The sequence below is a fragment of the Geomonas propionica genome (genome assembly GCF_016458235.1).
GTDB lineage: Bacteria > Desulfobacterota > Desulfuromonadia > Geobacterales > Geobacteraceae > Geomonas > Geomonas propionica.
The window spans coordinates 311,615-323,453 of record NZ_JAEMHK010000004.1 but is presented as its reverse complement, the minus strand read 5'-3'; the positions used below and the strand labels follow the sequence as shown (position 1 = coordinate 323,453).

Annotated in this window: 9 protein-coding genes; 4 read left to right on the top strand and 5 right to left on the bottom strand. The window is 62.7% G+C overall.

Translation table 11 applies throughout. The features are described from left to right. Positions 1-323 precede the first annotated feature (323 nt). Positions 324-641 (bottom strand): STAS domain-containing protein, encoded by a 318-nt coding sequence (locus JFN90_RS07955; protein ID WP_199394580.1) that lies wholly within the window; start codon positions 639-641, stop codon positions 324-326. A 524-nt stretch (positions 642-1,165) separates the two neighbouring features. Between JFN90_RS07955 and JFN90_RS07950 the strand changes: the two genes are divergently transcribed. Next, the gene (locus JFN90_RS07950; RefSeq protein WP_328755415.1) at positions 1,166-2,863 is read left to right on the top strand and encodes a sigma 54-interacting transcriptional regulator; all 1,698 of its coding nucleotides are present in this window, start codon (positions 1,166-1,168) and stop codon (positions 2,861-2,863) included. Positions 2,864-3,402: 539 nt separating this feature from the next. On the opposite strand, the gene JFN90_RS07945 is transcribed toward JFN90_RS07950, so the two are convergent. The 3 genes from JFN90_RS07945 to JFN90_RS07935 are packed head-to-tail and all read right to left on the bottom strand — an operon-like array spanning position 3,403 to position 8,162. After that, complete coding sequence (locus JFN90_RS07945) at positions 3,403-5,673, bottom strand: hybrid sensor histidine kinase/response regulator (protein WP_199394578.1); 2,271 nt, start codon at positions 5,671-5,673, stop codon at positions 3,403-3,405. Beyond that, positions 5,670-6,113 carry a response regulator gene (locus tag JFN90_RS07940; protein WP_199394577.1) on the bottom strand — a complete coding sequence of 148 codons (444 nt, stop codon included), beginning with the start codon at positions 6,111-6,113 and terminating at the stop codon, positions 5,670-5,672. The genes JFN90_RS07945 and JFN90_RS07940 overlap by 4 nt, the downstream gene beginning before the upstream one ends. Before the next feature lie 12 nt (positions 6,114-6,125). Continuing rightward, on the bottom strand, positions 6,126-8,162 hold the full coding sequence (locus tag JFN90_RS07935) for a sensor histidine kinase (RefSeq protein WP_199394576.1): 2,037 nt from the start codon (positions 8,160-8,162) through the stop codon (positions 6,126-6,128). A gap of 446 nt (positions 8,163-8,608) precedes the next feature. On the opposite strand from JFN90_RS07935, the gene JFN90_RS07930 reads away from it, so the two are divergent. Then, positions 8,609-9,016 (top strand): DoxX family protein, encoded by a 408-nt coding sequence (locus JFN90_RS07930; RefSeq protein ID WP_236018907.1) that lies wholly within the window; start codon positions 8,609-8,611, stop codon positions 9,014-9,016. A 9-nt stretch (positions 9,017-9,025) separates the two neighbouring features. Here JFN90_RS07930 and JFN90_RS07925 read toward each other — a convergent pair whose 3' ends face one another. Continuing rightward, a complete protein-coding gene (locus JFN90_RS07925) occupies positions 9,026-9,724 on the bottom strand; it encodes a substrate-binding domain-containing protein (protein ID WP_199394574.1) in 699 nt (232 codons plus the stop codon). A gap of 293 nt (positions 9,725-10,017) precedes the next feature. Between JFN90_RS07925 and JFN90_RS07920 the strand changes: the two genes are divergently transcribed. Together JFN90_RS07920 and JFN90_RS07915 are read left to right on the top strand one after the other, a co-directional pair. Then, positions 10,018-10,917: a cysteine synthase family protein gene (locus JFN90_RS07920; RefSeq protein ID WP_328755418.1), complete on the top strand. Its 900-nt coding sequence runs from the start codon at positions 10,018-10,020 to the stop codon at positions 10,915-10,917. A gap of 214 nt (positions 10,918-11,131) precedes the next feature. Further along, positions 11,132-11,773 (top strand): hypothetical protein, encoded by a 642-nt coding sequence (locus JFN90_RS07915; protein WP_199394572.1) that lies wholly within the window; start codon positions 11,132-11,134, stop codon positions 11,771-11,773. Positions 11,774-11,839: the final 66 nt, after the last annotated feature.

Sequence of the window (11,839 nt, the reverse complement as noted above, 5' to 3'; positions counted from 1 at the left end):
GAAGAGTTCGAACAGCAGGAGTTTAAGATGGCAGCATAAGGGTTTTTAACGTGTCCTCTATTGCGAAGACAGGTCAGGCATGTGCAGGCAAGGCCTCCCCCCCTCCCAACCTCCCCCCTCCAGGGGGAGGAGTGAGTCTGAAGGGGGGAGGGGGAAGGGGGGCGTCAGGAGCCGAGCAGGCGCGTGGTCACCTGGAGCAGCTGTTCCGGGCGAAACGGCTTCACGATACAGCAACAGCCTATCCATCTCGGCCAGGTGTTCCTCGCTTTCGTCGAAGAAGAGCTGGTGAAATTGCGCCAGGTCGACCACGGGTCACCTCCTCTTTACTTGTCGCCCAGGTACTGCTCGAGCGTGTAGTCGAAGCCCATGCGGCGTGCCGCTTCGAGCAGCGCCTCCGGCGGGTTCTCGAGTGCCGGGTTGACGCCGAAGAACTCCAGGCAGGAGAGCCACACCGTCAGCAACTGACAGCCGGCGGCATCGATCGTGGTCACCCCTTCGACGTTGATAACCAGCCGGGAGGCCGCCTTCTCCCCCTCGCAGGGTAAGGTGAACAGCGGATGGTTTCTCAGTTGGAGCGAACGTGCCTTGACGTGGTCCATGGTCCATTCCCCTTCCAGGTAGCAGCGTGCGTCGGTCAACATGGCTTCCTCCTATGGGCGGTCGGCGGCGCGTGGCTCGCGACCTGCTCTTTTGTCTCAGGCTTGCAGCCTTGGTTACCTGGCATGGTACAAGATCCGCTCCCGCGGCTGACGGCGTGGGAAAAAATGAGGGGGAGCCACCGCTGCTAGGCCGTCAACTGGTTGAAATATTTCAGAGTGTCTGTGGGGGGGAAAGATGGGGAGGGGGTGCAAACGGGTTTGGCGTCTTTCTAATGAAGTATACAAAAGCGTGGCACGCCACACACTGTGGCGCGCAAAGATGGGGCGCGCCACAGCATGCCACACCCGTTTTCTCTCATCGAGCCGTGCGAGATCGTATACCAGGGCTAAAGTGATGCGGAAGCATGGCCGAAGAGTAATACATCCCGCTGATTTTGCGGACTTTTAACCCCAGATAGAGGGTGTGGCGGCTGGCGTTGCTTGTACAAACAGTGAAGCGGCTGCCATTGACAGAAAAGGCTCAGGCTATGACTGTAAACTCTGCTCTGGATAGTTGCGGAGGCAACGTGATCTCACAGGTATTGCTCGTCGACGACGAGCCTGCCATCCGTGCCACACTGTCCCGGTTCATCGAGGGGCTCGGCTGTTTCGTCACCCAGGCGGCCGACGTGGCCGAGGCACTGGCCCTGCTCGACGCCTTCGAGTACGACCTCGTGGTGACCGACATCATGATGCCCAAGGGATCGGGGATCGACGTGCTGCGCTCGGTGCGCGGCCGGGACAACCCCTGCCCGGTGGTCATGATCACCGGTTCCCCCATGGTGGAGAGCGCCTCCGAGGCCCTCAGGCTGGGAGCCTTCGACTACATCTCCAAGCCGGTGCACAAGGAACAGATCGTCCACGTGGCGCGGCGCGCCTTGGAATTCAGGCGGGTGTCGCAGGAAAACGACCGCTTCCGCGACGACCTAGAGGCCATCTTCACCAGCGTCCAGGATGCCATCATCTCGGTGGACCGGGACCTCAAGGTGCTCAACTTCAACAGCTCGGCCGCGAGCATCTGCGGGCTGGACGGGCTGGACGGGCTGGACGGGCTGGCCGCCGGCACCTCCTTTTACGACCTTCCCTTGAAGTGCGACCGGAAATGTCGCGGTGCCCTGGAGACCGCCATCCATACCAGGAAGCCGGTGCAGACCCGCTACTTCAGGTGCGGCGGGGCCGGCGACGAGCAGTACGTGAGCGTTTCGGTCACGCCGCGCCGGGTCACCGACCGCCAGGTCGAGGGGGCGGTGATCGTGGTCCGGGACGAGAGTTCGCTGTACCAACTGGAAAAGAAGCAGGCGCCGCGCAACTCGTTCTCCGGCATGATCGGCAGGAGCGGGGCGATGCAGATGCTCTACTCGATGATCGAGCGCCTGGCCGGCGTCCCTTCCACGGTGCTAATCCGCGGCGAGAACGGGACCGGCAAGGAACTGGTGGCGGCTGCGCTGCATGCCAACGGCGGGCGCCACGAGCGTCCCTTCATCAAGGTGAACTGCGCCGCCCTTACCGAGACACTTTTGGAGAGCGAGCTCTTCGGCCACGTGCGCGGCGCCTTCACCGGTGCCTTGCGCGACAAGGCGGGCCTCTTCGAGAAGGCCGACGGGGGGACGCTGTTCCTGGACGAGATCGGCGAGATCTCGCCGCAGATGCAGGTGAAGCTGTTGCGGGTGCTGCAGGAGCGGGAACTGGTGCGGGTGGGGGGGGCGACGCCGATCAAGGTGGACGTCCGCATTATCGCGGCGACCAACCGGGACCTGGCCCGCGACGTGGATGAGGGGAGGTTCCGCCAGGACCTCTACTACCGCCTCAAGGTGGTGGAACTCATGGTGGCGCCCCTGCGGGAGCGGCCGGAAGACCTGCCGCTGTTGGTGGAGCATTTTGTCAGCAGGCTGAACGCGAAACTCGGCCGCAACATCAGTGGGGTTTCCGATGAGGCGCTGCGGCTGCTGTCCCGCTTCCCCTGGCCGGGCAACGTGCGCGAACTGGAGCACGCGCTGGAGCACGCCTTTATCATGTGCCCGAGCAGGATGATCCTTCCCGACCATCTGCCGCCGGTGTTCCAGGCTGCCGCCGCTGAGGACGGGGCGACCATGCGCGAGCGAATCCTGGAGGCGCTGGCGCGCAACGCCGGCAACAAGTCCCGCGCCGCCCGCGCCCTCAACATCGACCGCAAGACCCTGTATCGCAAGATGCATGAATACGGCATCTCCGCCCCCACCCCCTGATCGGCTCTATTGATCAGAGGAATCACGGAAAAAACAGGCCACCAACCGATGCACGTGAACAAGAGTTCCCCCTTTTGAAAAAGGGGGGCAGGGGGGATTTGCCCTTAGCTGTTACCCGAACAGCAAATCCCCTCTGTCTCCCCTTTCGCAAGGGGAGGACGCGAGGTCTCGTGCTGTGCTTTGTAGGCTGCATCTCTACAAACCAATACACGTGAACAAGAGTTCCCCCCTTGAAAAAGGGAGGGCAGGGGGGATTTGCCCTTAGCTGCTACCCGAACAGCAAATCCCCTCTGTCTCCCCTTTTGCAAAGGGGAGGACGCGAGGTCTCGTGCTGTGCTTTGTAGGCTGCATCTCTACGAACCAATGCACGTGAACAAGAGTTCCCCCCTTGAAAATGGGGGGGCAGGGGGGATTTGCCCTTTGCTGCTACCCGAACAGCAAATCCCCTCTGTCTCCCCTTCGCAAAGGGGAGGAAGCGAGGTCTCGTGCTGCACTTCGTAGCTGCATAGTCACCGGCTCCCTGAATGTCAGAAGAGCCTTTATCCACCCTGCTCCTCTCTCACCTCGAGCACTTCCTTGATGCGCTGCACCAGCCGGGTACTCTGGATCGGCTTGTGCAACACGTTCGCCGTAATGCCCCGCTCCGCCAGCATGTCGTTGTCGTAACCGGTGAGGAATATGACCGGCAGGGACGGGTGCAGGGCGTTGAGCCCCTGGCTGCACTCGATCCCGTTGATCCCGGGCAGGATCATGTCGATCAGGGCCATGGCGATCCCGGTGCTCCTCTTGGCCAGCGCCAGGGCCTCCTCGCCACTGCCGGCGGCAACGGCGCGGTACCCTGCGGAAACCAGGGTGCGGGTCAGGGCGCTGCGCACGGCCTCCTCGTCCTCGACGACCAGGATCAACTCACCGCTGCCGGTCACCGCGCCTTCCTCATCAGGATGGGGCGCCGCTGCCGGCGGGGGCGTCAGCGGAACGCAGATAACGAACTCGGTCCCCCCTTCAGCCGGGCTTTGGACTGCGATGAAGCCGTTCATGCGCTGCACGGTGCCGTAGATCATGGCGAGTCCCAGGCCGGTCCCCTTGCCGATCTCCTTGGTGGTGAAGAAGGGCTCGAAGATGCGCCCCCTGATCTCCTCGGGGATGCCGTGCCCAGTATCGCGTATCGAGAGCATGGCGTAACTGCCGCTGGTGGCGCTGCAGCCGCAGGGCAGGGGAGCCTCCCCAGCCTCGACCCGCCTGGTTGCGATGGTGACGCTGCCGCGCCCGGAGATGGCGTCGCGGGCGTTGGTGACCATGTTGAAGACGATCTGCTGCACCAGCCCGGCGTCCGCCAGTAAATGCAGCGGCTCGGCGCACAGCTCCAGCTCGATGGCGATCTCCTCGGTGACCAGCTTGCTGGCGAGCTTGCGGCTTTGGCCGATCAGTTCGTTCAGGTCGAAGTAGGTGAGTTCGACCGCATTTTTGTGGCTGAAGACGAGCAGGCTCTTGGTGAGCGAGGAGCCGTGCTCCACTGCCCTGATGATCTCGTCCAGGTGCTGGGTGTCCATGCCGCGCAGCTGGTTCTCCATGCTCTGCAGGTAGGCGTTACCGGTGATCACCTGCATGATGTTGTTGAAGTCGTGGGCAACCCCGCCGGCCAGTTGGCCCACCGCCTCCATCTTCTGGGCTTGGCGCAGCTGCTCTTCCATGGCGCGCTTGTCCGAGATGTCCTCCTTGATTGCCATGTAGTGGGTGATCTCTCCGGCCTGGTTCCTGATCGGTGAGATGATGTCGTGCTCCCAGAACATCGTGCCGTCCTTCCTGGTGTTGCAGAAGTCTCCCTGCCACACCTCCCCCTTGCACAGTTGTGCCCACAACAGCTGCGGGTTCTTGCCCACCATCTCCTCGGCGCTGTAGCCGGTCATCTCCGAGAAGCGCGGGTTGACGAAATCGATGGTGCCGTAGCGGTCGGTGATGACGACGGCGGTGGGGCTTTGGTTGACCGCCACGTAGAGCTTGCGCAGTGTCTCCTCCGAGGCGGCCAGGGCCCGCTTGGTGTTCATCTTCTCGGTCACGTCGATCAGCAGGAACTGCATGTACAACGTCGAGCCGATGTCGACGATCTCGGCGGAGCAGAGCAGGTCGGCGATCTCGCCCGACTTGCGGCGCAGCCTGAGGGGCTGGTTGATCATGCGTCCGTTTTCCTTCAGGTGTTGCACGATGGCCAGGCGCTGCGCGTTGCTGAGGTAGATGCCCAGCTCGACCGCGGTCCTGCCCACCACTTCCCCATGCTTGAATCCGAGAATCTCGAGCCAGGCCGCGTTCACCTCGATCAGACGCCCGGTGGCAAGTTCGCCGATGCCCACCCCGACCGGGGCGTTGTCGAACATGCTGCGGTACTTGCGCTCGCTGCTGAGGAGAGCTTTCTCGGCCTGCACCCGGGCACGGTGCTCCTGTGTCTCTTTGAGCGCGCGGGTGATACAGGGGGCGAGGCGGGTGAGGTTGTCCTTGTGCACGAAGTCGGACATGCCCCTTTTCAGCAGTTCGACCGCCTGCTCCTCGCCGACGCTGCCGGAAACGAGGATCACCGGCAGCGCTGGGTACCGGCTCCTGATCGTCGCCAGGGTCTCTTCGAACTCCATGTGCGGGATGTTGTAGTCGGCGAGCACCAGGTCCCAGCTCTCCTGCAGGGACTCCGCGAGCCGGTCGCAGTCGGCGATCCAGGTGAAGGTCGCGGCGAAGCCCTGCCCCTCCACCTGGCGCTTGATCAGCTTGAAGTCGGTGGCGGAGTCCTCGATCACCAGGATGTTCAGTGTCTCTCCGGTCATGCCTCCACCTTCGGCCCCTGGTTCACGGCCAGCCAATATATCCCCAACTGCGCCACCGTCTCGGCGAACTCCGCGAAATCGAGCGGCTTGCGCACGAAGCTGTTCGCCCCCTCCTGGTAGCTCTTCACCCGGTCCTGCTCCTCGTCGGAGGAGGTGAGGATAACGATGGGGAGCATGTGGGTCCTGTGGTCCTGGCGCAGGCGTTCCAGCACCTCCAGCCCGCTCACCCGGGGGAGGTTAATGTCGAGCATGACGACGGTGGGGTTCCCCCCGGCGCGCCCGGCGAAGTCCCCCTCGCGGAACAGGTAGTCCAGCGCCTGCTGGCCGTCGCGCACCACGAACACCTCGTTGGCGAGGTTGATCCTGTTCAAGGTGCGCAGGATCAGCTTCTCGTCCTGCGGGTTGTCTTCCACCAGCAAAATGGTCTTGTGTTCTGCCATTGATGCCTCCTGTCATGAAGGGAGCCAGAACCGGAAGGTGGCGCCCTTGCCCGGTGCCCCGTCTGCCTCTATGGCGCCGCCATGACGGTTTACGATGCGCTGCACGGTGGCCAGGCCGATCCCGATGCCGGGGAACTCGTCCTGGCGGTGCAGCCGCTGAAACGGCTTGAAAAGACGTTGGGCGTGGCGCATGTCGAAGCCGGCGCCGTTGTCCGTGACCATGATGAAGTGCCTGCCGTCGCGTCGCTCCGAACTGACCGATATCCGGGGCGTTGACGCCGTGGCGGAATACTTCCATGCATTGGATAAAAGGTTGGTCAGCAGCAGTTCTATCATGCGCGGATCACCGTTCACCTGCAGTCCCTCTTCGATCTGCCACCGCACCATCCGGTTGGGCTCGGCCCGCTCCAGGTCCTTGAGCAGTCGCTGCGCGACGGCGCTGACATCAACCGGCTGACAGTCCAGGGTGCCCCGAAGGCTGCGGGAGAGCACCAGGAGCCCGTCCACCAGTTCCCCCATCCGGAACCCCGCCGTCTGGATCTCATGCAGGTGATCGAGCCCCTCCTCGGAGAGCTGCGCCGCGCAGTCCTCCCGCAGCGCCTCGCTGAAGCCGATCATGGCGCGCAGCGGCGCGCGCAGGTCGTGGGATACCGCGTAGGCGAAGGCGTCCAGCTCCTGGTTGGCCGCCTTCAACTCCGCCGTGCGCAGCTCGACGCGCCGCTCCAGGTCGGCGTTCAAGTTCTGGATTTCTTCCTGCGCCTTTTTGACATCGCTGATGTCCTCGGAGAAGAGAACGATGCCGCCGATGCCCCCCCCTGCCAGGCGCCAGGGGCGGATCTCCCAGCGGACCCACTGCACCGAGCCGTCGATGCGGTCGAAGCGGTCCGCCTCGGAGCGTATCACTTCACCGGCTAGGCCGCGTTGGTGGAACTCCCGCCACTCCGCTGTGATTTCCGGGAAGAGGTCGTAGTGCGACATCCCGATGATGTCGCGCCCTTCCAGGCCGTAATCCCTGAGCCAGCGCTGACTGACGTGGAGATAGCACATATGCCGATCGAACATGGCGAGAGCGGCGGGAGCGTGTTTGATGAACACCTCCTGGCGCTCCTCGCTCTCACGCTTTGCAGCGGCCGTCTGTTCCAAAAACTCGCGCGCCTCGGCGATCTCTGCGATCTCTGCGACTTCCGGGGACGGTGCCGGGCCGGACTGGACCAAGCCCCGGACCGCCCGGCCCAAGTGTCCGGCTGCGATGCTTCCGCCGAGCACACCGGCGACGGTGGTGACCAGGAGCCCGAGCACCAGCAGGATGGCGAAGCGCACCCAGGGCCCCCGGTAGGCGACCTTCGGAATTTCCAGTTCCACCGTCCAGGGGGCGAGCTCGGACTTGACCACCACGCGGTTCGCCGCATCCGTTTCCTGGTGGTTGGCCCCGCTGCGGCGCACGATCAGCTGTCCGGAACTGTCTTTCACCGCGATGGACCACCCTTCGGGAAGGAGGCGCCGGTCGATGCGCTGCTGCAAAAGCGTCGTGTCTAGCAGGGTGAGCAGCACGTACTGGGTGTGGTTGCCGCGCCGGATCGGGACCGCGATGGAGCACAGGGGGCTCTTGCTCACCGGCCCCACGAAGACGTCTCCCACCTCGGGTTTTCCCGAGGCCACGGCAGCGGGTGCGGCGGCCTTCCCCTTCGGGATCGGCAAGGGGGGCAGTTTGCTTCCCAAGGGGAGCCTCGTGTTGAACAGCATCGGCATGGGGCGGCCGATCTCGGCCAGGATGACGTGGCTGCCGAAGAAGCTCTGGTAGGCGCGGGCCTCCTGGTACAATTCCGGCCACCGACTCCGGTCCTCCATGAGTGGCGAGTTTCCCAGCATCTGGAGCGCCCCGATCCGGGAGGCTAGGAACTGATCCAGATCGGTGGCGAAGTTGCCGGCCAGCATGGCGGCTTGGCGTAGGTCCTGCTGGTGGCGGGCGCGCAGCGTGTCCACCACGAGCCACAGCGACAACAGCATGAGTGGCAGGATGCTGAGCCAGATCAGTCGTCTCAGAAACAACGCCAGGGACGTTTTCTGTCTGCATTGTGGTGAGGACTGTCTTTGGGTGGTGCTCATCATGCCCTTCTCTGTGTCCCGGTGTCGACAACTGTCATAAGTGCATTCCCTATATCATCCCACATAGGAATTTCTAGTCTGCTTTTACGATTTTTCCTATAAAAAGTACATTTGCGTATTTAAATGACCAAGGGATTTAAAATTAGCCGTCCACACGCAGGTATGTGGCGACATCTAATGAGTAAATCAGCGCGGGGTAACGTATTTTTAGTCGTTGACCCTGCCGGCGAGGAAGTGGTTCTAGTGAAAGCGCCAGGGTGATTACACGAGGTGGTGACGGTCGACTTGCAGGCTGTGATGAGGGTGGTATCGTTGACGGTCTTTAACTAGGTTGGAAGGCGGGAGGCACTATGTGGGCAAGATTGTTGGCAACGGAGGATACGGCGAGCTTGACGGTACTGAGACTGTTCCTTGCGCTGGTGATGTTCCCTCACGGCGCGCAGAAGGTGCTGGGATGGTTCGGAGGCCCCGGGTTTTCCGGCGCGATGGACATGTTCACCAAGATGATGGGGATCCCCTACCTCTTCGCCCTGATGGCGGTGTTGACCGAGTTCGTCGGGCCGCTGCTGCTGATCGCCGGATTGGCCACGAGGGTGGCGGCCCTGGTGATGGCAGGCGAGATGGTGGTGGCCGTGGCACTGGTACACCTGCACAACGGCTTCTTCATGAACTGGAGCGGTAAGCAGGCAGTAGAAGGGTTCGAGTATCACATCCTGGTGGTGGGGATGGCGCTCGCGCTTTTGATCGGCGGGGGCGGGAAATGGTCGGCGGACCGGGTGCTCTCCCGGCGCACCTGAGCGTCGGCGCTACTCCAGGAAGCCGTACTCTGTCTTGTAGAAGTCGATTACCGACTGCACCTTGGCGCTGGGATTCCCCCTGGTGATGGCGTAGATCGGGCTGGCGATGGCGATGGTGTCGATGGTTCGGGTGGCGGCGGTGCTCATCTCGTGGGAGTCCACGCCGACGCTTCCCGACACTGCGGCCACGGTTTCTGCGATGTTGCGGTACGTGGTGGCGGCGTGCCTGGTCGCGGTGACCGGTTCCCCATCCAGCGCAATGCGGGTGAACTGGACGTTTTGAGCCTCCGTTTCCTTCCCCCACACCACGACAACGGGCAGGTCTTTCCCCCCCACTTCTTTCCAGTTGCGGATCTTGCCGGTGAAAATCCCCTTCAGATGCTCTTTCGAGAGCCGGGACACCTCGCTGTCGCGGTTGGCGATCACCACGAGCTCGTTGTCACCCACCTGGGTGGCGACGAACTTGGACCGGTCCAGGACGACCCCGTCCCTCGCCGCGCCGGCGATGATGTCCTCCAACGGGTGTGCACCTGCCGCTATGTCCACCTTTCCCGCGTTCAGCGCGATCAGCCCCTTTACCGCAGAAGACTGCACTATGGTGAGGTAGTCACCGTGCAGTTTTTCATATCTCTTCTTGATGGGCAGGAACACGGTATTGATAGCGGTACCGCCACCCTCTATTTTGATCTCATCGGCAAAAGCCGTCATACTCAGAACCAAGCTCAAGAGTACAGTTAAGACAATCTTTTTCATTCCGCCCCCGTATTAGACTCAGCCGCAGAAATATAGGGCATTGTTTATTGAAAGTAAAAGAAATTGTGAAGTACAGTTGCCGGCGTAAATAGCACAGAGTGTCGGGAGCTTGCAGGACTGTCCCGGGAGGAAGAACTTATGGGTTGTTGATTGCAGAGCTGCCGTGCTATGCTGCCATGCTGTCCGGCAAACCATATAGTCCGATACCTTGATTGAAAGCGAGGCGCACATTGAAAGGGCAAAGCTTGATTGATTCCATCGGCTCCACACCGCTCATCGAGATCGACTCACTCTGTGACCACCCCGCCGTGCGGATCATGGCCAAGCTCGAGGGGAACAACCCCGGGGGCTCGGTCAAGGATCGCCCGGCCCGCCACATGATCCTGGCGGCCGAGAAGAGCGGCGAACTGACGGTGGACAAGGTGATCCTGGAGCCGACCTCGGGGAACACCGGCATCGCGCTGGCCATGATCGCCGCGGCCAGGGGATACCGCATCAAGCTGGTGATGCCGGCCTGCGTCAGCATGGAACGCCGCAGCGTCCTGGAGGCCTACGGCGCCGAGATCGTTCTTTCCCCCGGCTGCGAGGCGACCGATGGCGCCATCCGGCTCGCCCACAAGATCTACGAGGAGCACCCGGGGAAGTACTACATGCCCAACCAGTACGCGAACCCCAACAACGTCCTGGCGCACTACGAGACCACCGGGCCGGAAATCTGGCGGCAGACCGGCGGCCGTGTCACCCACATGGTGGCGGGGATGGGCACCGGCGGCACCCTCATGGGTCTTTCCCGTTTCTTCCGGGAGACGGCAGCGGAGGTCCAGGTGGTGGGCGTCGAGCCGGTGCTGGGGCACAAGATCCAGGGGCTCAAGAACATGCAGGAGGCCATCGTCCCTCCCATCTACGACCCCACCGCCTACCACAGGAAGCTCGTGGTCGAGGACGACGACGCCTTCGAGACGGCGAGGCTCCTCGCGGCGCGGCACGGCATCTTCTGCGGCATGTCCGGCGGGGCCGCCGTTTTCGGTGCCCTCAAGCTGGCCAAGGAACTTGAGTCGGGGACCATCGTGGTGATCCTCCCTGACCGGGGCGACCGCTACCTAAGCACCAACCTCTTCAAGTCGATGTGCGCGCAGTGCCCGCCCTAGCTGAACGAGGCACCGGCGAACAGAAAGCCCCGCGGCCATCCCGGCCGGCGGGGCTTTTTTTTGCCGCTTAGCCATCCCGGGACGCATCTCACCCCTCGCCCTCCGGGAGAGGGGTGAGGGGCTCGCCCCGCCTCCACCGTTAAAAAATATTCAAGCCTGCCCCCTTTCTTCCGATACGCATCGTATTGGCTCAAAACCGTAAGGAGGGTAAGGTATGGAAATTTCGAACACGCGCCATGCGACAACTCTTCCTCTTGCCGCGCAGGCACTGCAGGCAAGCACCTCCGCTTCAGCTAAAAACGGCCCGGTTCAGGCAGGCAAAGACCAGGTGACGGTCTCCGACGAGGCGCTGGCATCGTCGAGGCAAGCGACGGCAGATAGTTCCGCCGCCACGGATCCCACGCTGCACATGCTGGGGGATCTTTTGAACCAGGTGACCGGCAGCACGGTGCAGCAGCTGAGCTACCAGGAAACGGACCTTGCCGCTCAGTCTGCCTCACTCTCCTTCAGCGGCACCATCGCCACCCGCGATGGCAAGGAGGTGAGCTTTGGCCTCCAGCTTCAGTACGACCACGTCTCCGTGCAACAGCAGTCGGCGACCTACCAGGCAGGCGCGGATGGCATTTCACTCAGCTACCAGGGTGACGCCGCGGAGCTCACCAGCAGGAGCTTCAGTTTTTCCTTGGCGGCCAGCGCCGACAGCGAGGCGGTGGCAGGAAAGGGTGTCTTCCACCTGAACGACGAGCTGAGCCAGATCGCCAAGGAGATGAAGCCGGCGGTGAAGGAGTTCATGGCGGCAACCGGCGCCCAGGGAGGCTGGGGCCAAGTAAACCGCCTGTTGCGCTCGACCGTCTGACCGGTCGGCAGCACCCCTGCGATAAGCGAAAGCCCCGGTCCCCAAGGCCCGGGGCTTCTTGTTTCT